The sequence below is a fragment of the Tatumella sp. UCD-D_suzukii genome (genome assembly GCF_000611875.2).
Taxonomy (GTDB): domain Bacteria; phylum Pseudomonadota; class Gammaproteobacteria; order Enterobacterales; family Enterobacteriaceae; genus Tatumella; species Tatumella ptyseos.
This window is the reverse complement of record NZ_JFJX01000012.1, coordinates 82,853-108,527: the sequence shown is the minus strand read 5'-3', so window position 1 is coordinate 108,527 and position 25,675 is coordinate 82,853. Positions and strand designations below refer to the sequence as shown.

At 53.4% G+C, this 25,675-nt stretch carries 21 protein-coding genes; 12 read left to right on the top strand and 9 right to left on the bottom strand.

All coding sequences use genetic code 11. From position 1 onward, the window contains the following. The first annotated feature begins 37 nt into the window (after positions 1 to 37). From mnmA to CG67_RS04545, 6 genes are all read left to right on the top strand, one after another. Entirely contained in the window at positions 38 to 1,153 is a 1,116-nt protein-coding gene (gene mnmA, locus CG67_RS04570; protein ID WP_025901802.1) for a tRNA 2-thiouridine(34) synthase MnmA, read from the top strand. 14 nt (positions 1,154 to 1,167) lie between these two features. Next, entirely contained in the window at positions 1,168 to 1,809 is a 642-nt protein-coding gene (gene hflD / locus CG67_RS04565) for a high frequency lysogenization protein HflD (RefSeq protein ID WP_025901801.1), read from the top strand. Between the two features lie 45 nt (positions 1,810 to 1,854). Further along, the gene (gene purB, locus CG67_RS04560) at positions 1,855 to 3,225 is read left to right on the top strand and encodes an adenylosuccinate lyase (protein WP_025901800.1); all 1,371 of its coding nucleotides are present in this window, start codon (positions 1,855 to 1,857) and stop codon (positions 3,223 to 3,225) included. A gap of 106 nt (positions 3,226 to 3,331) precedes the next feature. Further along, on the top strand, positions 3,332 to 4,003 hold the full coding sequence (gene phoP, locus CG67_RS04555) for a two-component system response regulator PhoP (RefSeq protein WP_025901799.1): 672 nt from the start codon (positions 3,332 to 3,334) through the stop codon (positions 4,001 to 4,003). Between the two features lie 7 nt (positions 4,004 to 4,010). Next, on the top strand, positions 4,011 to 5,450 hold the full coding sequence (phoQ, locus tag CG67_RS04550; protein ID WP_025901798.1) for a two-component system sensor histidine kinase PhoQ: 1,440 nt from the start codon (positions 4,011 to 4,013) through the stop codon (positions 5,448 to 5,450). A 69-nt stretch (positions 5,451 to 5,519) separates the two neighbouring features. Further along, positions 5,520 to 6,650 (top strand): cupin domain-containing protein, encoded by a 1,131-nt coding sequence (locus tag CG67_RS04545; protein WP_025901797.1) that lies wholly within the window; start codon positions 5,520 to 5,522, stop codon positions 6,648 to 6,650. On the opposite strand, the gene pepT is transcribed toward CG67_RS04545, so the two are convergent. Together pepT and CG67_RS18640 are read right to left on the bottom strand one after the other, a co-directional pair. Further along, a complete protein-coding gene (gene pepT / locus CG67_RS04540; RefSeq protein WP_025901796.1) occupies positions 6,620 to 7,918 on the bottom strand; it encodes a peptidase T in 1,299 nt (432 codons plus the stop codon). The genes CG67_RS04545 and pepT overlap by 31 nt on opposite strands. Before the next feature lie 113 nt (positions 7,919 to 8,031). Next, a complete protein-coding gene (locus CG67_RS18640; protein ID WP_256360142.1) occupies positions 8,032 to 8,157 on the bottom strand; it encodes a hypothetical protein in 126 nt (41 codons plus the stop codon). Positions 8,158 to 8,209: 52 nt separating this feature from the next. Between CG67_RS18640 and potA the strand changes: the two genes are divergently transcribed. The 4 genes from potA to potD all read left to right on the top strand — a co-directional run bounded on the left by potA (position 8,210) and on the right by potD (position 12,408). Continuing rightward, positions 8,210 to 9,325, top strand: coding sequence for a spermidine/putrescine ABC transporter ATP-binding protein PotA (gene potA, locus CG67_RS04535; protein ID WP_025901795.1), 1,116 nt, complete (start codon positions 8,210 to 8,212; stop codon positions 9,323 to 9,325). Continuing rightward, positions 9,309 to 10,175, top strand: a complete 867-nt coding sequence (potB, locus tag CG67_RS04530) for a spermidine/putrescine ABC transporter permease PotB (RefSeq protein ID WP_038011505.1) — start codon at positions 9,309 to 9,311, stop codon at positions 10,173 to 10,175. Before potA ends, potB begins: the two co-directional genes overlap by 17 nt. Before the next feature lie 400 nt (positions 10,176 to 10,575). Next, positions 10,576 to 11,346, top strand: coding sequence for a spermidine/putrescine ABC transporter permease PotC (gene potC / locus CG67_RS04525; RefSeq protein ID WP_025901793.1), 771 nt, complete (start codon positions 10,576 to 10,578; stop codon positions 11,344 to 11,346). Between the two features lie 18 nt (positions 11,347 to 11,364). Further along, positions 11,365 to 12,408 (top strand): spermidine/putrescine ABC transporter substrate-binding protein PotD, encoded by a 1,044-nt coding sequence (gene potD, locus CG67_RS04520; RefSeq protein WP_025901792.1) that lies wholly within the window; start codon positions 11,365 to 11,367, stop codon positions 12,406 to 12,408. 286 nt (positions 12,409 to 12,694) lie between these two features. Here the strand turns inward: potD and cobB are convergent, their stop codons facing one another. From cobB to lolC, 4 genes are all read right to left on the bottom strand, one after another. Next, positions 12,695 to 13,531, bottom strand: coding sequence for a Sir2 family NAD+-dependent deacetylase (gene cobB, locus CG67_RS04515; protein WP_025901791.1), 837 nt, complete (start codon positions 13,529 to 13,531; stop codon positions 12,695 to 12,697). Positions 13,532 to 13,931: 400 nt separating this feature from the next. Next, positions 13,932 to 15,176 (bottom strand): lipoprotein-releasing ABC transporter permease subunit LolE, encoded by a 1,245-nt coding sequence (gene lolE, locus CG67_RS04510; protein ID WP_025901790.1) that lies wholly within the window; start codon positions 15,174 to 15,176, stop codon positions 13,932 to 13,934. Further along, positions 15,176 to 15,880 (bottom strand): lipoprotein-releasing ABC transporter ATP-binding protein LolD, encoded by a 705-nt coding sequence (lolD, locus tag CG67_RS04505; RefSeq protein ID WP_025901789.1) that lies wholly within the window; start codon positions 15,878 to 15,880, stop codon positions 15,176 to 15,178. Before lolD ends, lolE begins: the two co-directional genes overlap by 1 nt. Then, positions 15,873 to 17,072, bottom strand: a complete 1,200-nt coding sequence (gene lolC, locus CG67_RS04500; protein ID WP_025901788.1) for a lipoprotein-releasing ABC transporter permease subunit LolC — start codon at positions 17,070 to 17,072, stop codon at positions 15,873 to 15,875. Before lolC ends, lolD begins: the two co-directional genes overlap by 8 nt. A gap of 290 nt (positions 17,073 to 17,362) precedes the next feature. On the opposite strand from lolC, the gene mfd reads away from it, so the two are divergent. Both mfd and CG67_RS04485 read left to right on the top strand, forming a co-directional pair. Beyond that, positions 17,363 to 20,806 carry a transcription-repair coupling factor gene (gene mfd, locus CG67_RS04495; RefSeq protein ID WP_025901787.1) on the top strand — a complete coding sequence of 1,148 codons (3,444 nt, stop codon included), beginning with the start codon at positions 17,363 to 17,365 and terminating at the stop codon, positions 20,804 to 20,806. A gap of 506 nt (positions 20,807 to 21,312) precedes the next feature. After that, complete coding sequence (locus tag CG67_RS04485; RefSeq protein ID WP_025901785.1) at positions 21,313 to 21,873, top strand: hypothetical protein; 561 nt, start codon at positions 21,313 to 21,315, stop codon at positions 21,871 to 21,873. Between the two features lie 372 nt (positions 21,874 to 22,245). On the opposite strand, the gene CG67_RS04480 is transcribed toward CG67_RS04485, so the two are convergent. The 3 genes from CG67_RS04480 to nagZ all read right to left on the bottom strand — a co-directional run bounded on the left by CG67_RS04480 (position 22,246) and on the right by nagZ (position 25,649). Continuing rightward, the gene (locus CG67_RS04480) at positions 22,246 to 22,788 is read right to left on the bottom strand and encodes a glycine zipper 2TM domain-containing protein (RefSeq protein WP_025901784.1); all 543 of its coding nucleotides are present in this window, start codon (positions 22,786 to 22,788) and stop codon (positions 22,246 to 22,248) included. 209 nt (positions 22,789 to 22,997) lie between these two features. Beyond that, entirely contained in the window at positions 22,998 to 24,302 is a 1,305-nt protein-coding gene (locus tag CG67_RS04475; RefSeq protein WP_071780082.1) for an NAD(P)/FAD-dependent oxidoreductase, read from the bottom strand. Positions 24,303 to 24,605: 303 nt separating this feature from the next. Then, positions 24,606 to 25,649: a beta-N-acetylhexosaminidase gene (gene nagZ / locus CG67_RS04470; protein ID WP_025901782.1), complete on the bottom strand. Its 1,044-nt coding sequence runs from the start codon at positions 25,647 to 25,649 to the stop codon at positions 24,606 to 24,608. Positions 25,650 to 25,675 lie beyond the last annotated feature (26 nt).

Sequence of the window (25,675 nt, the reverse complement as noted above, 5' to 3'; positions counted from 1 at the left end):
GCCAGTTTTTCTTAAATGCGTCTTGTGTGAGTAGGTCATGTCTGACAATAGTCAAAAAAAAGTAATCGTCGGGATGTCCGGCGGCGTTGATTCCTCTGTTTCTGCCTGGTTACTGCTGCAGCAAGGCTACCAGGTTGAAGGCCTGTTCATGAAGAACTGGGAAGAAGATGACGGAGAAGAGTACTGTACCGCAGCCGACGATCTGGCTGACGCACAAGCGGTTTGCGATAAACTGGGGATCCGGCTGCATAAGATTAATTTTGCCGCTGAATACTGGGACAATGTGTTTGAACATTTCCTGGAAGAATACAAAGCAGGCCGTACCCCTAACCCTGATATTCTCTGCAACAAAGAGATCAAATTCAAAGCATTCCTGGAGTTTGCCGCCGAAGATTTGGGTGCCGATCTGATAGCCACCGGGCATTATGTCCGCCGCCAGGATAAAGACGGTAAAAGCCAGTTACTGCGTGGCCTGGACAGCAATAAAGACCAGAGCTATTTCCTGTATACCCTGAGCCACCAGCAGGTTGCACAAAGCCTGTTCCCGGTCGGTGAGCTGGAAAAACCGGAAGTCCGCCGCATCGCGGAAGAACTGGACCTGGTCACGGCGCGTAAAAAAGATTCCACCGGCATCTGCTTTATCGGTGAGCGCAAGTTCCGCGACTTCCTGGCCCGCTATCTTCCGGCACAGCCCGGGGTGATAGAAAGCACCGACGGACAGGTATTAGGCGAACACCAGGGGCTGATGTATCACACCCTGGGGCAACGTAAAGGACTGGGGATCGGTGGCCTGAAAGACAGTAATGATAATCCATGGTATGTGGTGGATAAAGATGTGGCCGGTAACCGTCTTATCGTTGCTCAGGGCGCTGAACATCCGCGACTGATGTCTGTGGGCCTGATTGCTCAGCAACTGGACTGGGTCGACCGTCAGCCGGTGACCGAACCACTGCGGTGTACCGTTAAGACCCGCTACCGTCAGACCGATATTCCGTGCACCGTCACTCCGCTGTCCGATGACAGAATAGACGTTCGTTTCGATGCGCCTGTTGCCGCAGTTACCCCGGGTCAGTCCGCAGTCTTTTATCTGGGCGATGTTTGTCTGGGTGGAGGCGTCATCGAGCAACGCCTGCCGCTGCCGATAGCACAATAGCCCCCGGAGGCGCAGTGGCGAAAAATATTTATGATATTACCCTGGCACTGGCCGGGGTTTGTCAGGCAGCACATCTGGCACAGCAACTGGCCCATCAGGGCCATTGCCCGCAGGATGTTTTTGAGGTTTCCCTCCGCAGTCTGCTGGATCTCAACCCTGCCGATACACTGACCGTGTATGGTAATGATGAGTCGAACCTGCGTTTCGGGCTGGAGTCCTTAATCGCCGTGCTTCATAATCCTTCCCGTCAGGGTGCTGGCGCAGAAATTACCCGTTATACCCTTAGCCTGCTGATGCTGGAGCGTAAGCTGCATAAAAACAGCAAAGCCATGGCAGAACTGAGCGAGCGTATTGCGAAGCTCGACCGGCAATTACAGTTTTATGAGCTGGAGTCAGAGACGATCACCGCTGCCATTGCAGGGATTTATGTGGATGTGATAAGCCCTGTCGGACCGCGGATCCAGGTCACAGGCTCGTCGGCTATCCTGCAGAATTCTCTGGTACAAAGTAAAATTCGCGCGGCCCTGCTGACCGGTATCCGTGCCGCCGTGCTCTGGCAGCAAGTCGGGGGCGGACGCCTGCACCTGATGTTCAGCCGGTCACGGATCGTAGACGAAGCTAAACTCATTTTATCCCGTTTGTCGCCCGGCGTTTAACGGCGACAGCCTTACTGCTTTTACAATAATTCAGGAGTTGCACTGATGGAATTATCTGCACTGACCGCCGTTTCCCCTGTTGACGGACGCTATGGGGAAAAAGTCAGCCCGCTGCGCGCAATTTTCAGTGAATTTGGTTTACTGAAGTTCCGTGTTCAGGTTGAAGTTCGCTGGCTACAGAAGCTGGCCTCAACCGCAGAAGTCAGGGAAGTTCCTGCATTTGACGCCAACGCAAACGCTTTCCTTGACCAGATTGTCGACAATTTCAGCGAAGAAGATGCGGCGCGTATCAAAACAATTGAGCGCACCACTAACCACGATGTCAAAGCCGTGGAATATTTTCTGAAAGAAAAAGTCGAAGCGGTGCCTGCACTGCATGCGGTTTCTGAATTTATTCACTTCGCCTGTACCTCTGAAGATATCAATAACCTGTCTCACGCCCTGATGCTGGAAACAGCACGTCGTGAAGTGATCCTGCCGTACTGGAAACAACTGACACAGGCTATCGAAGGTCTGGCCGAAGAATACCGTGATCTGCCTCTGCTTTCCCGTACCCATGGTCAGCCGGCTTCCCCGTCGACGATGGGTAAAGAGATGGCGAACGTTGCTTACCGTATGGCCCGCCAGGTCCGCCAGTTAGAGCAGGTGGAAGTGCTGGGTAAAATCAACGGTGCCGTAGGTAACTATAACGCTCACCTGGCCGCTTACCCGGAAGTGGACTGGCATCGTCTGAGCGAAGAGTTTGTCACTTCGCTGGGTATCCGCTGGAATCCTTATACCACGCAGATTGAACCTCATGATTACATCGCGGAGCTGTTCGATTGTGTCGCGCGTTTTAACACCATCCTGATCGATTTCGATCGTGATATCTGGGGCTATGTCGCGCTGAATCACTTTAAACAGAAAACCATTGCCGGTGAAATCGGGTCTTCGACCATGCCGCACAAAGTTAACCCTATCGACTTCGAAAACTCCGAAGGTAACCTGGGCCTGTCTAATGCGGTCTTACAGCATCTGGCCGCGAAACTGCCGGTATCCCGCTGGCAGCGTGACCTGACCGACTCGACTGTACTGCGGAATCTGGGTGTGGGTATCGGCTATGCGGTTATTGCTTATCAGTCAACGCTGAAAGGCATTTCCAAACTGGAAGTGAATGCAGACCGTCTGCTGGAAGAGCTGGACCGTAACTGGGAAGTGCTGGCCGAACCGGTACAGACCGTGATGCGCCGTTACGGTATCGAAAAACCGTACGAAAAACTGAAAGAACTGACCCGCGGCCGCCGCGTGGATGCAAAAGGGATGCAGGAGTTTATCGATAACCTGCCGCTGCCGGAAGACGAAAAAACCCGTCTGAAAGCCATGACACCTGCCAACTATATCGGCCACGCCGTGAAACTGGTGGATTCTCTGAAATAAGTCTGTTGCGCAGGCCGGAGTTTCCGGTCTGCGTTAATCCCCTGTTTACTTCATTTCACGTATAATCCCCCCATAGTTTTTCCTGCCTGCCTTTGAGGTTGTTATTATGCGTGTGCTGGTTATTGAAGATAATGCGTTATTACGTCATCACCTGGCTGTACAGCTACGGGATATGGGCCACCAGGTGGATGTGGCAGAAGATGCCCGTGAAGCCGATTATTTTCTGACAGAACATGAACCCGATGTGGCGCTAATCGACCTGGGCCTGCCCGGGGAGGATGGTATGAGCCTTATCCGGCGATGGCGGATGCAGGCAGTGAAACAGCCTATCCTGGTGCTGACTGCCCGCGAAGGCTGGCAGGCAAAAGTAGAGGCACTGGAAGCCGGTGCTGATGATTATGTGACCAAACCCTTTCATATTGAAGAAGTCGCGGCCCGCCTGCAGGCACTGATGCGTCGTAACAGTGGTCATGCTTCGCAACTGATTGAATACGGGCCGTTTCAGGTTGATTTATCCCGCAAGGAACTCACCATCAGCGGTCAGACCGTTCGCCTGACGGTGTTCGAATATACTATTGTCGAAATGCTCATCCGTAATGCCGGTAAAGTGGTCAGTAAAGAATCGCTGATGCTACAGCTCTATCCCGATGCCGAACTGCGGGAAAGCCATACTATCGATGTACTAATGGGACGCCTGCGTAAGAAAATCCAGCAACTGCACGACGGTGAAGTGATCACGACCGTCCGCAGCCAGGGCTATCGTTTTGAGTGCCGGTAAACACTGGCTGCCGAGGCTGTCCAGGCGGGCACCCCTTTCACTGCGGGTGCGTTTTTTGCTGGCAGCCTCTGTACTTGTGCTGTTCCTTTCGCTGTCTTATGGTGTGGTGGCCGTTTTCGGTTATGCCATCGGTTTCGATAACAATACCTACCGTGTCATGCGCGGTGAAAGTAACCTCTTTTTTACGCTGGCTCAGTGGCAGGATAATAAACTGACTATCGCCAAACCTGAGCGGATCAAACTGAATTTTCCGACACTGGTGTTTATCTATGATGAACATGGGCGACTGCTCTGGCAACTCCGCGATGTCCCGGAAATCCGTTCTGAAATCCGCCCCGGCTGGCTGATGAAGAGTGATTTCTATGAAATAGATACCAATAACCGCACCAGTCTGGAAGCCATCGGGGATAACCGGGAAGCCAGACAGAAGATGAGTCAGCTCGATAGCGACGAGACCTTTACCCACTCCGTGGCGGTCAGCCGGTACGATGCAACTCCCAGCCTGCCAGCCCTGACTATCGTCGTCGTGGACTCTATTCCCCAGGAGCTGCAGCACTCTAATGTGGTGTGGATGTGGTTCAGTTATGTGCTGGCCGCCAATTTACTGTTAGTGATCCCCCTGCTGTGGCTGGCTGCACGCTGGAGCCTGCGGCCTATCGGCCATCTGGCCGCGCAGATCCATGAGCTGGAGACCAGTCAGAGGGAAAGTCTTGACCCGACTCCCCCACAGGAACTGCGCAGTCTGGTACGTAATCTTAATCTTTTGCTGAATAATGAACGTCAGCAGGGGCTGCGCTACCACAATACCTTATCCGACCTGACTCACAGTCTGAAAACCCCCCTCGCCGTCCTGCAGAGTACACTGCGTTCTTTGCGGGGCGGCGCGGCTATCAGTGTTGAAGAAGCCGAACCGGTAATGCTTGAGCAAATCAGCCGTATCTCGCAGCAGATCGGCTACTATCTGCACCGGGCCAGCCTGCAGGCAGACCATAATCCGCTGCAGCGTGATCTGCATTCCGTATCGGCACTGTCTGACAGTCTCTGTTCTGCTTTAAATAAAGTTTATAAACGTAAAGGGGTCGACCTGACGCTGGATATTTCACCGGAGATCACCTTCTGCGGAGACCAGAATGACTTTATGGAAGTGATGGGGAATCTGCTGGATAACGCCTGTAAGTATTGCCTGGAATTTATCGAAATCACGGCCCGCCAGACCGACACCGCATTACATCTGTTTATCGATGACGATGGCCCCGGGATCCCTGACAGTAAGCGTTACCTGATTTTCCGGCGCGGCCAGCGGGCAGATACGCTGCGGCCCGGCCAGGGGATCGGGCTGGCAGTCGCTCGGGAAATTGTGGAGCGCTATCAGGGCGATATTATTGCCCATAGCAGCCACCTTGGGGGGACACGTATGGAAGTGATTTTCCGGCTCCAGCAGATGTAAATTGGCCGGACGTAACCCTCCGCGGGCTGGTATACTGGCGAAATTACTTCAGAACAACAGCAGGCGTCTATGGACTACTCACTTTCAATTAACTGGCCGGAATTTCTGGCGACTTACTGGCAGAAAAAACCGGTCGTTATCCGGCAGGGATTCGCCGGGTTTACGGATCCCATCACCCCCGATGAACTGGCCGGTCTGGCGATGGAAAACGAAACCGACAGCCGCCTGGTTTCACAGGAAGGTGATAAATGGCAGGTCAGCCACGGCCCGTTTGAAAGTTTTGACCATCTTGGAGAAACCCACTGGTCATTACTGGTTCAGGCCGTCAACCACTGGCATGCCCCGTCTGCCGCACTGATGGCACCTTTCCGCGCCCTGTCTGACTGGCGTATGGATGACCTGATGATCTCTTTTTCTGTCCCCGGGGGCGGAGTCGGCCCGCATCTGGACCAGTATGATGTTTTTATCATTCAGGGCAGCGGCCGCCGTCGCTGGCGGGTCGGTAATAATGTCCGGATGGAGCAGCATTGTCCTCATCCGGACCTGTTACAGGTGAAACCCTTTGAGGCCATTATTGATGAAGTGCTGGAACCTGGTGATATTGTCTATATCCCGCCAGGATTTCCGCATGAAGGCTATTCACTGGAAAATGCCCTGAATTATTCGGTCGGGTTCCGTGCGCCGTCAGGTAAAGAACTGCTGAGCAGCTTTGCCGATTACATGCTGGCAAATGAGCTGGGGACACACCGTTACAGTGACCCGGACCTGCCACTGCGCGAGAATCCCTCACAGGTTCTGAGCAGTGAAACTGACCGTATTCGTCAGATGATGACGGATTTGATCAATGAGCCGGCCACGTTCAGCCAGTGGTTCGGGGAGTTTATTTCCCAGTCACGTCATGAACTGGATGTTGCCCCGCCTGAACCGCCCTACCAGCCGGATGAAGTGCTGGAGGCATTGCAGCAGGGTGAACCGCTTACCCGTCTCGGCGGGTTACGGGTGTTAGAGTACAATGATACCGTCTTTATTAATGGCGAGAGCCTGAGTAGTGCCTGGCCTGATGCCTTACACGCACTGGCTAACAAGCCCTCGCTGGGAGTTGCTGACTTCGGGGATGCGCTGGATGATCCTGCGTTCCTGAGCCAGCTGGCCGGCCTGGTGAATTGCGGTTACTGGTATTTTGGCGACGAGGAAGAATAACCGCGCCCGGTGGCCGCAACCGCACCTTTATGGAGTGTTGCGGCCTCACCCTCGCAGGCCAGCTCCGCGATGCTGGCGATCAGCTCCACGCTTTGCTCCATAATATCAAGTGATGCAAACTCATATTTACTGTGGAAGTTAAATCCACCGGTAAACAGATTCGGGCAAGGCAATCCCCGCCAGGAAAGGAATGCACCATCCGTCCCGCCACGGATAGGCTTTATTTTCGGCCGGATACCATTCTTGTCCATCGCCCGCAGGACCAGCTCAATCACCTGTGGATGCGCTTCTATTTTACTGCGCATATTGCGGTAGCTCTCATGAAAAACGACCGAAACTGTCGCTTTTCCGCCATAAGTCTGATTCATCTCTTCAGCAATGGCTTCCAGTGTCTGTTGGCGTGCGGCGAAATGATGGTCGTCAAAATCGCGGATCAGATAATGTATTTCCGCTTTCAGCGCATTCCCTTTGAGTGAGTGAAGATGCCAGAACCCTGCATCTCCTTCTGTCTTCTCCGGCTTCTCATCCTGCGGTAACTGACGGTGAAATGCCCAGGCCAGTTCCAGAGAATTTATAAGCTTCCCTTTAGCATATCCCGTATGCGCACTCTGTCCGTTGATACGGATCACCGCATCGGCCGCGTTAAAATTTTCATATTCAAATTCACCCAAACCGCCGCCATCGACCGTATAGGCCCAGTCTGCACCGAAGGCCTGAATATCAAATAACGGTGCCCCGGCCCCGGTTTCTTCATCCGGGGTGAATGCCACCCGAATTTTCCCGTGAGGACGGGACTTCAGCCTTGCCAGTGCTGTCATGATGGCTGCGATCCCGGCTTTATCATCGGCACCTAACAGGGTCTTGCCGTCCGTCGTGATCAGTGTATGGCCATGCAGTTCATGCAATACCGGCATCAGTACCGGCGACAGCACCTCATCCCCTATTCCCAGCGCAATATCACCGCCACGATAGTTTTCCACCAGCAGAGGATGGACATGTTTGCCGGTAAAATCCGGCGCGGTATCCAGATGCGCAATAAATCCGATCACCGGGGCCTTTGCCGTGGTATTCGCCGGCAATGTCGCCATCAGACAGCAGTGCTCACTTAAACTAATATCAACACAGCCCAGTGACTCCAGCTGAGCTTTGAGCACCGTGGCCAGCAACCATTGCCCTTCACTGCTGGGGACCTGAACGGCCCGGCATTGTATTTTTGATTGAGTATCTATCTGAACATATTCTAAAAATCTCTCCAGTAATTGCTCCATAATAGCCTCCTCTTTAACCCGAAAGGTATTATTGCCCCTGCGTCGCGGTTTTATTTTGTCCAGGGTCATAAATCATTCGGTTATTATTTTTAACTAATTCTTTCAGGTCATGGTTACCCGGCGAGCGCCAGTCCCGGCGCTTTCTCTGCCGCGACTGACTGGCGGTTCAGGCCCCGACGGCCTGTTTCACTGGCAATCAGGGATAATTCAGGTATCATCCCGCGCTTAAATTGTGGCAAGCCAGCCTGGCTGGTTTTGCTTATCTGCTCTCATTTCAACTGAGTGACTAAAATGACGCAAACATGCGCGCAACAGGCGCTGGTTACGCTTTCTGGCATCAGTAAAGCCTTTGACGGGAAGTCAGTGGTTGCTGACTTCGACCTCACCATCGGACATGGCGAGTTTGTGACCCTGCTGGGACCTTCCGGGTGCGGTAAAACCACCATTCTGCGCCTGATTGCCGGACTGGAAAACACCGATCAGGGGCAGGTCACACTGGACGGTCAGGATATTACTCATCTGCCCGCCGAAAAACGTCATATCAATACCGTATTTCAGAGCTATGCGCTGTTTCCGCACATGAACGTTTTTGATAACGTAGCGTTCGGATTACGGATGCAGAAAACCCCCGCCGCTGAAATTAAACAGCGCGTCAATGAAGCTCTGACGATGGTGCGCTTACAGGAATTTGCCGACCGTAAACCCTCACAACTCTCCGGGGGCCAGCAACAACGCGTAGCGATTGCCCGGGCCGTGGTTAACCGGCCTAAGGTCCTGTTACTGGATGAATCCCTGTCGGCTCTCGATTACAAATTACGTAAGCAGATGCAGAACGAGCTGAAAGCATTGCAGCGTAAACTGGGTATTACCTTTATTTTCGTCACCCATGACCAGGAAGAAGCCCTGACCATGTCGGACCGTATTGTGGTTCTCAGGGACGGAAAGATTGAGCAGGATGGCTCACCTCGCGCTATCTATGAAGAACCCGCTAACCTGTTTGTTGCCCGTTTTATCGGAGAGATTAACCTGTTCGATGGCCGGGTCATCCGAACCGGCGCGGACGGGGCCACTCAGGTTGAAATCAGCGGATGCGAATATCAGGTACATTGTCCGTTCCCGGTCAGCGAAGGAGACCGTGTCAATGTGCTGCTGCGCCCGGAAGATTTGCGTATCGACGAAGTGCAAAATGCAGGCAGTGCCCAGGGCCTGACCGGATATATCCGCGAACGGAACTATAAAGGCAGTACGCTTGAATCGGTGGTTGAACTGGATAATGGTCAGAGCATTACCGTGAGTGAATTCTTCAACGAAGATGATCCTGATTTCGATTATCTGCTCAATCAAAAAGTGACCGTAAGCTGGGTCAATCACTGGGAGGTTGTATTGCCCTATGAAGCTGATGCGTAATCGCTTTCAGACTGTTGTTGTTGCAGTGATCACCGGCTGGCTGGTGCTGTTTGTGCTGGCCCCGAACCTGATGATACTGCTGGCCAGTTTTCTGACCCGGGACGACAATAATTTCATCCGCATGGTATTTACGCTGAGTAACTATCGTCGGCTGGCGGATCCGCTGTACATTGATGTACTGGTGCATTCCCTGAATATGGCCTTTATTGCGACGGCCTGCTGTCTGCTACTGGGGTATCCGTTTGCCTGGTGCCTGAGCAGTCTGCCGGTACGCTGGCGTCCGCTAATGCTGTTTTTACTGATCCTGCCGTTCTGGACTAACTCGCTGATCCGTATCTATGCACTGAAAATTTTCCTGAGTGTCCGCGGATTACTCAATAGCTTCCTGCTTTGGGCCGGGGCTATCGACCAGCCGCTACGGATTATGTATACCCCCGAAGCGGTGATCCTGGGGTTGGTCTATATCCTGTTGCCTTTTATGGTGATGCCGCTCTACTCCAGTCTGGAAAAGCTGGATAAGCCTTGTCTGGAGGCTGCACGGGACCTGGGGGCTGGCAGGGTGCAGACCTTTATGCGGATAATTCTGCCCTTGACGATGCCGGGCGTGATTGCCGGGTGCCTGCTTGTGTTTATCCCTTCGATGGGGATGTTTTATGTGTCCGATTTGATGGGGGGTGCCAGAAACCTGCTGATCGGTAATGTCATTAAAACCCAGTTCTTATCGCTCAGGGACTGGCCTGCCGGGTCTGCCACCAGCATTATTATGACGGTTCTGATGGGGCTAATGTTACTTCTGTACTGGCGCTCCGCGAAGGCGATGAACAAAAAAATCATCGGTATTGACCGTTAAGTTCGCTTCGCCGACAGGGGGAGGTCCGGAGATACCGGCCTCCCCTTTTGTTTCTCTGCGTCTGGCTGGCGGCCGTCTTAACCGCCTGTGCCCGATGCAGATTACGCAGATGTACAACACCTGCCGCGTAAAATCGCGTCGGAGGTGTGTGGCAGGCAACGGCCCCCCGGGATGCCGGGTTAACCGTGTGTCTTCAGGCCTGTTTCATCACTTAAGTGCCTCAGCTAATCGTGCTTTAGGATAAAATCGTGTAGAATGCGCGGCCTTATCAACTAACAGATGAATATACGCACTGTATCGAGGCAGGTGAGGCAAATACACGAGTGGTCAAAAATAACCTAACTTCGGGGCTTTTCCCCCGCCATCTCCCGACTGAAAAAGTCTTACGCAGGGGCTTCTTATGCTAATGCGCTGGATCCGTAACGGCTTTATGTCGATCATTTACGCCTGGTTTTATATCCCGATTGCCATCCTGGTCATCAATTCATTTAATCAGTCGCGATTTGGTATTAACTGGCAGGGTTGGACAACGCACTGGTACAACGTGCTGCTGAATAACTACAGTCTGTTGCAGGCCGCCAGGCACTCATTGCTGCTTGGGGTCACCTCCGCAACCTGTGCAACCTTGCTGGGCAGTATGACCGCCGTCGCGCTATACCATTACCGGTTCCGGGGAAAGCCCCTGGTTAACGGCATGCTGTTTGTCGTGATGATGTCACCGGACATTGTGATGGCCATCTCCCTGCTGGTGTTGTTTATGCTACTGGGGATTTCACTCGGTTTCTGGACCCTGCTGATTGCACATATTACTTTTTGTCTGCCGTTTGTAGTGATCACCGTCTTTTCGCGGCTGCAGGGCTTTGATATTCGTATGCTTGAAGCTGCCAAAGACCTGGGCGCTAATGAACTGACGACCCTGCGCCGGATTATTTTTCCGCTGGCACTTCCGGCAATTGCGGCGGGCTGGCTGCTGAGCTTCACTCTGTCGATGGACGATGTCGTGGTGTCCTCCTTTGTGACCGGGCCGACGTTTGAGATCCTGCCGTTGAAGATCTATTCGATGGTGAAAGTGGGCGTTTCTCCGGAAGTGAATGCACTGGCGACCTTACTGCTTTGCCTGTCGCTGATTCTGGTGGCCTGCAGCCAATGGCTGACACGTGATAAACATTAAAAGTTACCGAGGATAAGAATGAAAAAGCTATCACTTTTACTGGTTGCTCTGACCGCAGCATTCACCCTGTCAGCTGCACGGGCCGATGACAGTAAAACGCTCTACTTTTATAACTGGACCGAATATGTACCGGACGGACTGCTGGAGCAGTTCACCAAAGAAACCGGCATTAAAGTGGTTTATTCGACCTATGAGTCGAACGAGAGCATGTATGCAAAACTGAAGACCTGGAAAGACGGCGCTTATGACCTGGTCGTTCCTTCGTCTTACTACGTGGCGAAAATGCGTAAAGAAGGCATGCTGGCGAAGATCGATAAATCGCAGCTATCCAACTTTAAAAATCTGGACCCGGCGCTGCTGAATAAATCTTTCGACCCGAACAATGAATACTCTGTGCCCTACATCTGGGGTGCGACGGCTATCGGCGTCAATACCAGTGCGATTGACCCGAAAACTGTCACCAGCTGGGCTGATCTGTGGAAACCGCAATACCGTCAGAGCATTCTGCTGACCGATGACGCTCGTGAAGTATTCCAGATAGCCCTGCGTAAACTGGGTTACTCCGGGAATACCCGTGACCCGAAACAGATTGAAGAGGCCTATCAGCAACTGCGCCTGTTAATGCCAAATGTGCTGGCCTTTAACTCAGATAACCCGGGCAACCCGTTTATGGAAGGGGAAGTTAACCTGGGAATGATCTGGAATGGTTCCGCTTATGTGGCCCGTCAGGCGGGAACACCGCTGCAGTTTATCTGGCCGAAAGAAGGCGGGATTTTCTGGATGGATAACCTGGCGATCCCGGCCAATGCCAAAAATAAAGCCGGTGCGCTGAAACTGATCAACTTCCTGCTCCGTCCGGATATTGCGGCAAAAGTGGCGAAGACTATCGGTTACCCGACCCCGAACCTGGCGGCACGTAAACTGTTGCCAGCAGATGTTGCGAATGACCCGTCACTGTATCCGCCAGCCAGCGTATTACAGAACGGCGAATGGCAGGATGATGTCGGTGATGCCAGCCGGCTCTATGAAACCCTGTTCCAGAAACTGAAAGCAGGCGAATAACCTGAAACCCCGCCACCTGTTGCGGGGTTTTTTATTAGTGAGACTGCAGAGCCGCCCGAAGGTTCATCGCCCTGCCCATCATCGTCCCGCTGTTATCTCAACAAACAGCGATTCAGCGGAGACTGGTTTTGTCTTTTCCAGCAGGGCTGTGATGGTTGGCCGTAACGCCGGTGGCTGAGGGGGATTGTGACGCTGCCATAAAAAACTGCACCTTACTCAGCGGGATATCCGGCTTTTGGGGTGCAGTTCATATTACCGGACTGTGTATATGCGGTAAGTTGCCAGGTTAGCGTTTCAGAGACCGGATTAAACCGCTGATAAACTCCGGTACCAGTTCACTGGCCGGGCCGTAATGGCGCTCGGCAAACTCAGAAGTCACCTGGCTGGGAACCAGATTCAGTTCAACCGTATGCGCCCCCTGCAAACGGGCTTCGTGAACAAAGCCTGCCGCCGGGTAGACATGGCCGGATGTTCCGATGGCGATGAACAATGTGGCTTCCCGGAGTGCCTGATAGATGCGATCCATCTCCAGCGGCATCTCACCAAACCAGACAATATGCGGGCGCAGCACTGAAGGAAACTGACAGCAGGTACAGCGGTCATTATCACTGATATCACCCGGCCACGGGATCACCTGGTCCGTATTCTCACAGCGTACTTTCAGCAACTCGCCATGCATATGGATAATTCGCTGACTCCCCGCCCTTTCGTGCAGGTTATCGATGTTCTGGGTCACCAGTAACAGGTTATCCCCCAGCAGCGATTCCAGTTCTGCCAGTGCATAATGTGCAGCATTGGGGGCAATTTCTGCGGAGGCTAACTGCTGACGCCGCTGATTATAGAACTGTTGTACCCGTTGTGGATCACGCTGAAATCCCTCTGGCGTCGCCACATCATCGACTTTATGCTCTTCCCACAGTCCGTCTTCGGCCCGAAATGTACGTATTCCGGATTCTGCCGAAATCCCGGCACCGGTCAGTATCACCACTTTCGGCTGGCGGGTCATCGCCAGACGCTGTTCATGACGATCAGATTCGAAAATAGACTGTCGTACCCGTAAATGTCTCTTACGTTTCTGTTTACGAAAACGACTGATCCGGACGCGGCGTCGCGGTGTTCGCATATCAATTCCTCTGCTGCATATCTTCTTAAAATTGCAGACGCTGAAGCCACAGAGTGTCTTTATTTAACTCTGTCACTGATGAGCACCTGCAGAACACTGGCAGGCCATACGGCAACCAGTGCCGGATAAGAATAACAGTTTTCGGCAAAGGCCTAAACCTTTCCCCGTCGGTGGCTTTTGTCACGCAAGGTACTACGGATTGCCATGATATTCTGCAAAATGCTGGCGAGAGGCCCCTGCGGGGCAGACAGAATGACCGCAGGGATATTGGCTGAACCACAGGCAGTGGCGGTTCAGATCAATCAGGCGATCGGGTCTGTGAATAAAACAAGGCGTCCGTTCAGGAACAGTGAAGAATGACGCTCATCATCCCTGCCGGTGAAACCGGCAGGGATGAATGTTACTGACCGCTCAACACCCGGGCCGGATCAATCCGGCTGGCGCGGCGGGCCGGATACCAGCTGGCCAGCAGGGTAAGTAAAATGGCGGTCACCAATACCGACCAGACGTCAAGCCAGTGCAGTTCCGAAGGCAGGAAATCGATAAAGTAAATATCTCCGGACAGGAAGTGATGACCGGTCACCTTTTCCAGTGCGCGGATTATCGCGGTCAGATTCAGCGCCCCGAACACCCCGACGATGACCCCGGCAATGCTCCCGGCCAGACCTGCCAGCAAGCCATACCAGATAAATACGGCACGGATCAGGCGGTTGCCGGCCCCGAGAGTACGCAGCACCGCAATATCACTGCTCTTATCCTTCACTGCCATCACCAGCGTGGAGACAATGTTAAAACAGGCGACCCCGATCACGAGGATCATTGCCAGATACATAATGGCGCGGATCATCTGAATATCATGGTACATATAGCCGTAAGTGCTGATCCAGTTCCGGATATAGACATAGCTATGGGTGACTTCCCCGGCAGAACGCACCAGACTGACCGCTTTAAACGGATCACTCATTTTCAGCGCAATGCCGGTGACACTGTCGCCCATTTCCAGATAACGCTGGGCATCGGCCAGCGGGACCAGCGCCAGACTGTGATCCAGCATGCCGCTCAGTTGCAGAATACCCTCGACCTGCAGGCGGATCCTTTTCGGCTGCATCAGGCGGTTCTGACCGTCATTATTCGGGATCATTATGGTTATCCAGTCACCGGTTTTCACCGATAAGGATTTAGCGATCCCGCCACCCAGAATGATCTGTTGCTGGCCGGCACGAAAATCTGCCCAGCGGTTATCCTGCACAAACATCGGTAACGAACTGAGCCGCTTTTCTGCCTGCGGGTCAACGCCCTTGACCGTCAGGGCCTGAAGTTTGCTGGCGCTTTCCACCAGGCCGGTAAAATTAATATAGCCTGCCGCCGCGGCAATCCCCGGGACGTGCTCAATCGGGGCGATCAGTTGCTGCCAGTTTGTAAAAGGCTGATGCACCGGCTCAATTTCACCGTGAGGTACCACGCTGAGAATTCGTTCGTTCAGCTGGCGCTCAAAACCGTTCATCGCACTGAGTCCGATGATCAGTACCGCTACCCCCAGCGCAATGCCGACCGTGGAAATAACTGAAATCAGCGAGACCATGCCGCCGCGGCGACGGCCCCGGCTGAACCGGAATGCCAGCAGTAAAGATAACGGAAGCCGCATTACAACGCTCCTGTCAGAGTGACGTCCGCGGTTAATTTCCCGTCGCGCATTTCCATCTGACGACTGAGTCGTTTTGCCAGTGACAGGTCATGGGTCACCACCAGGAAGGCTGTCCCCTGCGTCTGGTTAAGCTCCCCCAGTAACTGAAAGATAGCATCGGCATTCCGCGCATCCAGGTTACCGGTCGGTTCATCCGCCATCACCAGACTCGGCCGGTTAACCAGCGCACGGGCGATGGCGACACGCTGCCGCTCCCCCCCGGAAAGCTCCGACGGACGGTGGGCTGCACGCGCTGCAAGACCCACCGCAGCCAGCATCTCTGTGGCACGCTGTAAGGCTTCAGCGCTGCTTTTTTTGCCGATCAGTAACGGCATCGCCACGTTTTCCACCGCCGAAAAGTCAGGTAACAGATGATGGAACTGGTAAATAAAGCCCAGCTCACGGTTACGTAATTCCGCTTTCGCCGCCGCAGACATCCGGTTCAGCGATTGACCTTTAAACAGGACTTCGCCGGAGGTCGGCGAATCCAGCCCCCCCAGCAGATGCAGCAAGGTACTTTTACCGGAACCTGAGCTGCCGACAATCGCCGTCATTTCACCAGGTTGCAGGGTGAAGGAGACTTCCTTCAGTACGTCAGTCTGTACGCTACCTTCCTGATAGCGTTTGCACAGCTGCTCACATTGCAGCAACAGCGAGTTATTCATAGCGTAAAGCCTCAGCGGGTTGCACAGCGGCAGCGCGCCATGCAGGATAAAGAGTGGCCAGCAACGACACGATCATTGCCGTTACGGCGATAGTCACGACCTGCACCGGATTAATATCAACCGGTAATTCTGCACCGTCGAGGAACAGTCCGATGACCGGTAACAGGTGATTCAGCTGGCTGGCCAGCAGTATCCCGCCCAGTGTTCCAAGCAGAGCACCGGCAATTCCGGCAGTGGCTCCCTGAACCATAAATACGGCGGTGATCTGACGGCGTGTCAGCCCCTGGGTCTGCAGGATGGCGACTTCTCCCTGCTTTTCCATAATCAGCAGACCGAGGGAAGTGATGATGTTAAACGCGGCGACCGCAACAATTAAGCTCAGTAACAGCCCCATCATATTTTTTTCCATACGCACCGCCTGGAACAGATCGCCCTTGCGCTCACGCCAGTCCTTCCACTGTAAGCCATGCGCCAGCGTCTGCTGACTCAGCTGATCTACATCCAGCGGATGATCCAGCCACAGACGCCAGCCGGTGATGTTACCCACGGGATAGTGCATCACCCGCGAGGCATCCTGCTGGTTGACCAGGATCTGATAGCTATCGACTTCGCTGTCGGCGGCATAGGTGCCTGCGACGGTAAAGATACGCTCACTGGGGATCCGTCCGACAGGGGTAAACTGACTGACGGAAGGTACCATCAGGCGCAGTCGATCACCTGGCTGAACGCCCAGCTGACTGGCCAGTTGGGCACCAAGAATAACGCGATAGGACCCGGGTTGCAGATCATTCGCCGAGCCAGCCACCAGATAGGGGATCAGTGGATCTTTTTCCTGAGGATTGATCCCCAGCATTACCCCGACCGCGACACTGTGGGCACTCTGCAGCACCACATCCGCCGTTGTCAGCGGTGCAATCCGCGAAACGCCCTGCAGATGCAGGCTATCCGCAGGCACCTTCTGCGGATTGATACTGCCGCTGTCGCTGGTCACCAGCGCCTGGGGCATCAGCCCCAGAATATTGCCTTCAAGTTGTCGTTCAAATCCATTCATCACAGAGAGGACGGTGACTAACGCCAGCACCCCTAAAGTGATACCAATGGCTGATAACCATGACACAAACCGACCGAAACGGTCGGATGCACGTCCGCGCATATAACGCAGACCTATAAACAGAGCTACGGGTTGGTACATGAAATCCGTCCCGGACGGTTGCCTGAAATTCAGTATCAGGATGATAAAGGAGCCAGGCCGTTAAGGAAACCCTGCCTCCCTGTTTGGCGGGTAAAGTTATCTGATAATGCCCCTTCCGGGGGAAATTAATCTGTCATTGCCTGTTTTTTCATCATTTATGGTTAAAATTACAGCGACTTCAATCCGCTCTGCCCCCGTGAAGGCAGGAAAATGTTGTCAGGAAGATGATCCCCGCGACGTTCTGTGGAATCATAGCAGTCTGGAAAATCCGGAGAGAATGATTAGCCCATATGTCAGATAAGACAAGTTATTCGCTGCCCGTCAATGCCGGCGACCACCGTCAGCTGGGGCTGTTAACAGGCGCAGCTTTGGCTGCAGAGTGTGCAGATATTGCAGAACGCCATAACGGGCCACTGTTACTGATCACCAATGACATGCAGTCTGCCCTGCATCTGCGGGGGGAAATCCGTCAGTTCACGACCCTGCCCGTGAGCCACTTACCTGACTGGGAAACCCTTCCTTACGACAGTTTTTCTCCCCATCAGGATATTATTTCGGAACGTTTATCGACGCTCTATCAGCTGCCCGCCATGGAAAAAGGGGTACTGATCCTGCCGGTCAATACCCTGATGCAGCGTGTCTGCCCGCATTCTTTCCTGCAGGGATATGCCCTGATGATGTCCCGGGGGCAAAAGGTATCCCGTGATTTATTGCGTGAGCAACTTGACCAGGCCGGTTACCGGCATGTGGACCAGGTGATGGAACATGGTGAGTTTGCCATCCGTGGTGCCCTGCTCGACCTGTTCCCCATGGGCAGTGAACAGCCCTACCGGATTGATTTTTTTGATGATGAAATCGACAGCCTGCGTCTCTTCGATACGGACAGTCAGCGAACCCTGGAAGAAGTGGATGCCATTAATCTTCTGCCTGCCCATGAGTTCCCGACGGATAAAGCCTCAATAGAGCTTTTCCGTACCCAATGGCGTGAACATTTTGATGTGTTACGCGATGCCGGTCATATCTATCAGCAGGTCAGCAAAGGCACCCTGCCGGTGGGGATTGAATACTGGCAACCGCTGTTCTTCTCTTCACCACTACTGCCCTTGTTTGACTATCTGCCTGCCAGTACCCTGCTGTTGAGCTGCGGTGATCTTCAGGCCGGCAGTGAACGTTTCTGGCAGGATACAAAACAGCGTTATGAGAACCGACGGGTGGATCCGTTACGCCCGCTGCTGGAGCCACAGACGCTCTGGCTGCCGCCGGATACGCTAATGACCGCCCTGAAGCAATGGCCGTTGATCCGGCTGGCCAGCGGGGAAGTCAAAGACAAGGCAGCTAATACGAACCTGAGCTACAGCCCCCTGCCGGATATCAGCCTGCAGGCTCAGGCCCGGGAACCGCTCGGTGCGCTACGCAACTTCATCGAGTCGTTTGACGGCGCCATTATTTTTTCGGTAGAGAGCCAGGGACGCCGTGAACGGCTCCAGGAGCAGCTGAGTAAAATAAAAATCCGTCCGACAGACATCGGGCTGCTGAACGACGCCAGCGCTCCCGGCTATTATCTGATGACGGGCCCGGCAGAACGCGGGTTTATCGATAATCTGCGGCAGCGTGCACTGATCTGTGAAACCGACTTACTGGGCGAACGGGTCGTTCACCGCCGCCAGGACAACCGCAAAACCATTAATCCGGATGTGCTGATCCGTAACCTGGCCGAACTGCATCCCGGGCAGCCGGTGGTTCACCTGGAACACGGCGTCGGCCGTTACGCCGGAATGACGACCCTGGAAGCCGGGGGCGTTAAAGGTGAGTATCTGATGCTGACCTATGCCGGGAATGCCAGCCTGTATGTGCCGGTGTCCTCTTTACACCTGATCAGCCGTTATGCCGGTGGTGCCGATGAAAATGCCCCGCTGCATAAACTGGGCAGTGACAGCTGGAGCCGCGCCCGTCAGAAAGCGGCGGAAAAAGTCCGCGATGTGGCCGCAGAATTGCTGGATATCTATGCCCAGCGGGCGGCAAAAACCGGTTATGCGTTCAGACATCAGCGCGAGATGTATCAGAAGTTCTGTGAGGGCTTCCCTTATGAAACCACTCCGGATCAGGGACAAGCCATTAATGCTGTGCTGAGTGATATGTGCCAGCCGCTGGCGATGGACAGGCTGGTCTGCGGGGATGTCGGTTTCGGTAAAACCGAAGTCGCCATGCGCGCCGCCTTCCTGGCAGTAGAAAATAACAAGCAGGTCGCGGTGCTGGTACCGACGACTCTGCTGGCACAACAGCACTTCGATAATTTCCGTGACCGTTTCGCTGACTGGCCGGTGCGGATCGAGATGCTTTCACGCTTCCGTACCACCAAAGAGCAGAATGCGGTTCTGCAGGAAGCCAGCGAAGGTAAAGTCGATATTCTGATCGGTACCCACAAACTGCTGATGAGTGATCTGAAATGGCATGATCTGGGATTACTGATTGTCGATGAAGAACACCGTTTCGGGGTCCGGCACAAAGAGCGTATTAAGGCGATGCGGGCAGATGTGGATATTCTTACGCTGACCGCCACCCCGATCCCGCGGACACTGAACATGGCGATGAGCGGTATGCGTGATCTATCGATTATTGCGACACCACCGGCCCGTCGTCTTGCGGTTAAAACCTTTGTCCGTGAATATGATGACCTGGTGGTCCGTGAGGCTATCCTGCGTGAAGTGCTGCGCGGAGGTCAGGTGTATTACCTGTATAACGATGTCGAAAACATCAGTAAAGCCGCAGAACGCCTGGCCACTCTGGTGCCGGAAGCCCGTGTCAGCGTCGGTCACGGGCAGATGCGTGAACGTGAACTGGAACGGGTGATGAATGATTTCCATCACCAGCGCTTCAATGTCCTGGTCTGCACCACCATTATCGAAACCGGTATCGATATTCCGAGCGCCAATACCATCATTATTGAACGCGCCGACCACTTCGGCCTGGCACAGTTGCACCAGTTACGCGGACGCGTGGGACGTTCACATCACCAGGCCTATGCCTGGTTGCTGACGCCGCATCCGAAAGCGATGACCACCGATGCGAAGAAGCGTCTGGAAGCCATTGCCTCGCTGGAAGACCTGGGAGCCGGATTTGCGCTGGCGACCCATGATCTGGAAATCCGCGGTGCCGGTGAATTACTGGGTGAGGATCAAAGCGGACAGATGGAAACGCTCGGCTTTACCCTGTATATGGAGCTGCTGGAAAACGCCGTCGAGGCACTGAAAGAAGGACGTGAACCGTCACTGGAAGATCTGACCAGTCAGCAGACGGAAGTGGAATTAAGGCTGCCTGCCCTGCTGCCGGAAGAGTATATTCCGGATGTGAATACCCGTTTGTCTTTCTACAAACGTATCGCCAGTGCGGAGCATGAAGACGAAATCCAGGAGCTGAAGGTCGAACTGATTGACCGTTTCGGACTGCTACCGGACCCGGCCCGCTATCTGCTGGACATTGCACGTCTGCGTCAGCAAGCGAAGGCGCTGGGGATCCGGAAAATTGAAGCCGGAGAGAAAGGGGGGTATATCGAGTTTGCTGAGAAAAACCATGTCGACCCTGGCTGGCTGATTGGTCTGTTACAGAAAGATCCGCAGCAGTGGAAGCTGGAAGGTCCGGTAAAACTGCGCTTTACCCGTGATCTGCAGGAACGAAAGGTACGTATCGAGTGGGTTGCAGAACTGTTAGTGCAAATGCAGCAGCACCGGCTGTAAACGTCAAGCCTCCGTCTGAAGTGAACCCCGAAAGCCGGACACACCAGGTTGAGGGATGAAAGTTAGCTTTGTAATCACAAGGTAGTCATGGGTGGGCCGGAATCCCACCCATTTTCATTTATGCCGTTGGCCGCTGATCCCGGACGTCTGTGTACTGAATATTTCCCTCCACACTACGCCATATAATTTTTTCATACTGAAGACTGACGCTTTCAACAGGGTTTATTTTGTCGTTCCCTGCCTGCTTCATATTCAGCACACCGCCTGCGGTAATCCCGCCGTAAAACCGGTGTGTTCTACCTTGCCCCGCCCCGGTCAGCCTGTGTTGGTTCTGCATAAGTATATCTGTCAGAGAAAATAGCTTAATATATTTAAGCCGGTTTCAGTCGGTAAGTTCCTGGCCTTTAACCGGAATCAGAGCAGAAATGCCTGCTGATGGTTTCTGGCCGGAAAAGTCGCCACAACACTTCCGGAAGGATCCGGAGGTGACGCTTACTTAAGGTCTGATGATGTTAATATGGAAAAAAAATTATCATCCGAATATTGATACCCTTTATCGATTAGATTTCTTACCACCCAACGTAATTTTGAGCAAAGGTTTTAAAGGCACAAACTCACTATGGATGAATAACATCTTTGGAGAGCACACCGTTTTTGCATCAAAATCCCTCAGAGGGATCAGCCGTTTTTTCTTAGAATCGGTGCTGAATAAGCATGTTGATGGCAGCAATCGTTCCGGATCCTTAAGCTCGAAAAGAGCGTTATATCCTTCCGGAAAAAAATGTTACGTCTATAAGATAAATGCCACTGCTTTGGATGTTGTCGATGTTGCGGAGGATTTAAAGCACGTGCTGTCACAGCGCGATACATCACGACTTTATCTTTATAATAAATCCGTAATTTATCCGAAAAGCAATAACAACAATGAAGAGACTCTGGATGATCTTTATTTTGACGCCGCAGTAAGACTCAATCGTTATAATTATAATTTAGTGACACATACTGAAGAAGTTATTATCCGTGGCCCCGTTTCTCCCAAAAGAATTACGATTTATCAGTCTCTGTAAGACTCTGTCGCATTAAACATGGGTCAGGTACCTTTAAAGTACCTGACCATGCCTTCCTCAAATCATCGGAAACAGCGACTGTATGACCGCTGCAAACGGGTACTGTTTAAACCACCACGACAGACTGAAACAAAGCCGGTTCTCAGATATGGCTCAAACAATACCGGCCTTTTTGACGAGATTTACTGCACTACTGAGATACATAACTGTACGGTCGATGACGATAGCCATCGCTGCTGTTGAGAGAAGGCGTGACAACCGTGAGCCGTAATTTGCGGGAAAACCTTGGACGGCTCACTGAACTGCACCGTAATCCATCGGGTGTCCAACTTTTGAGATGCATTCCGTCGGGGGCTTGATTATATAACGCCCTTAACTGCGCGCGCTGTCAATAATCAGCTGGCCCCGGTTGTCCAGCGGAATACGGGTCCCGGGGTCGTTATCCATTCGGATTTTGCCCTGCTGGTCGCCTATCTTATAGGTCACATCATAGCCCAGCGTTTTTTCCTGCTTATCATAGACGGTTCTGCACTGCTGACGTGTCGTGGTGTAGGTATCACGATCCTGTAAACCGGCCTGAGCCTGGTTACCCGCATATCCGCCGGCCATTGCCCCGGCGACCGTCGCCAGTGTACGCCCGTGCCCTCCGCCGAACTGATGCCCCAGTACCCCGCCGGCGACTGCACCAAGCACCGAGCCGGCCAGACGGTTTTCATCCTGAACTGCACGGCGGTGAACCACATTAACCGCGTGACACTCCTGGCGGGGGGTTTTGATCACCTCACGGATAGGTGTTGCCGACATCACCTGCGCGAATTCCGGATTGCGATGAAATATATTCACACCTGCCACCGACGCGATGCCCAATGCGGCGGCTATCCCGATTCCTGCACCTGCAACCATTGATTTATTCACAGGGATCCTCCTGACTGATCGAATGACCACGCATTAACATAGTGACGCTGGCGTGCGTGTCCCGCCTTACGGGTGGCAGTCTGTCAGAATCACTCGCGGGTCACTATCAGACAAACGGAAAAAATGGCTGTCAGCACATCTCTGGCGACATTTTGGGAAGCTTCTGATAAAACCCCGGCCACAGGCGGGCCGGGGTTAAGGAGAGGAAATTAGTGCAGTTTCAGCTTAGGCCGGATCACCCGGTTGATGCTGCCGGACAGCATCATCAGCCCGGTTTTGAAATAACCGTGCAGTGCTATCTGGTGCATACGGTACAGGGAGATATAGACCATACGGGCAATCTTGCCCTCAACCATCATTGAGCCACGCATCAGGTTACCCATCAGGCTGCCGACCGTTGAGAAACGGGACAGTGACACCAGGGAGCCGTAATCCTTATAGACGTAGTCCTGCTGAGCCTTACCTTTACGACGGGCAATGATATTTGCCAGCACCCGGGACGCCATCTGATGAGCAGACTGCGCACGCGGAGGCACAAACCCGCCCCCCGGTAACGCACAGGACGCACAGTCACCGATGGCATAGATATCTTCATCGCGGGTGGTCTGTAGCGTCGACGTAACCACCAGCTGGTTGATGCGGTTGGTTTCCAGGCCGCCGATATCCTTCATAAAGTCAGGCGCTTTAATCCCGGCCGCCCAGACCATCAGGTCCGCGTGGATTTTCTCACCGGATTTGGTTTCCAGCCCGTCAGCATCGGCACGCGTCACCATGGTTTGCGTCAGAACATTCACGCCCAGCTTTTTAAGCTCAAGTTCTGCCGCCGCAGAGATACGCGGTGGTAATGCCGGCAGAATGCGTTCTCCGGCTTCCACCAGAGTCACATTGAGGGCTTCACCGCCCAGCTCTTTGTAACCATAGCTGTGCAGTTCTTTAACCGCATTATAAAGTTCAGCGGACAGCTCGACCCCGGTCGCCCCGCCACCGACGATAGCGATATTTACTTTTTTCTGCGGCTGAGTCCCGGCACTGTATTTCAGGAACAGATTAAGCATCTGGTTGTGGAAGCGCTGCGCCTGATGCGGGTTATCCAGGAAAATACAGTGTTCTTTGACGCCGGGGGTACCGAAGTCATTCGACGCACTGCCTAACGCCATCACCAGCGTGTCATAGGGTAAATCACGCTCTTCAACCAGCACCTGACCATCCTCATCACGGATTTCGGCCAGACGCAGACTTTTCTGTTCGCGGTTAATTTCTGTCAGTGTGCCCAGACGGAAGGTAAAGTGATGATGATGGGCCTGAGCCAGATAACTGAGGGCATCAATACCTTCATCCATCGAACCTGCCGCAATTTCGTGTAACAGAGGTTTCCATAAGTGCGTCTGATTTCGATCAACCAGCGTTATCTCAGCTTTCTTATGTCGTCCCAGTTTATTACCCAGTTGAGTCGCCAGCTCCAGTCCACCGGCACCACCGCCCACAATGACGATTTTTTGCACAGATGTAGTCAACAAAACCCCCCGAAAGATCCACTGATAGTTAAACCAGGATGATAATACCCTTAGCTAACATAAAGTTAAATTTCAAAATACAACCTGAATTCAGCATAACACGAGCCGGTAAGCGGTTCCTATCAAAATGATAAGCACAAAAAAAGAACGACAGAATAATATTTTGTGACGGGAAAAGTCGCAGAGAAAACATCAGAGGAGCGGAGGGATATGCAGATGAAAGAGTAAGCCCATCTCATCAATCCCGGGCAACTCCCCGGCTTACGGGAGTTCGTAAGCCGGGGAGTCGGTCAACGACGGTGCTCAGCCTTCGGCTTTTTTCTCCAGCCAGCGTTGCTGCAATGCCGCTAACTGCTGATGATTCTCTTTCCAGCGTGAATGCTGCTGCAGGGCGGCATAGCCCGTAGTCCCACGGTGAAATAAACGGGTCAGACGTTCCGCGGTGGTATGTGGCAGGTGATCCAGCACCTCAATCGCGCCCGCACGGTGATTACAGACCAGTACAACATCACACCCGGCAGCCAGGGATTGCTGCGCCCTTTCAGGGTAAGAGCCCATCACGGCGGCCCCTTCCATCGACAGATCGTCGGAGAAAATGACACCGGAAAAACCCAGTTCCTGACGCAGGACAGTTTTCAGCCAGTACGGTGAGCCAGACGCCGGTTGCGGATCCATGGCCGGATAAATCACATGCGCCGGCATAACGGCATCCAGTCCCTGACGGCGGATTAACTGGCTGAATATTGCCATATCGTGTTCACGTAAGGTTTTTTCATCCCGCAGATCAATCGGCGTTTCTTTGTGCGAATCGGCCTGTACCGCACCATGCCCGGGGAAGTGCTTACCGGTGGTTTTCATTCCGGCGTCGTGCATACCGGCAATAAACTGTTCAGCCACTGACAATGCTATCTGCGGGTTGTCATGGAATGAACGGTCACCGATCGCTGCACTGATATGGCCGATATCCAGTACCGGCGCAAAACTGATATCGATGTCCATCGCCGTCATTTCTGCGGCCATCTGCCAGCCGGCTTCTTTGGCCAGACGACCGGCCTGTTGCTCATTTTCAGTCAGTGCAGAAAATGACTGCATGGCCGGAAGTTGAGTAAAGCCTTCGCGAAAACGTTGTACCCGCCCGCCTTCCTGGTCCACGGCCACCACCAGCCGGGTGTGCGAAGCCGCACGGATCTGGCGGACCAGTTCAGCCAGCTGGTCCAAAGAGTGGTAGTTACGGCTGAACAGGATCACCCCGCCGGTCAGCGGATGTTGCAGCAACTCACACTCTTCGCTATCCAGCTCGTAGCCTTCCACATCCAGCATCAGGGGGCCGGGAATTGATGTTGTCATAATACTTTTCCTAATCCGTACGCAAT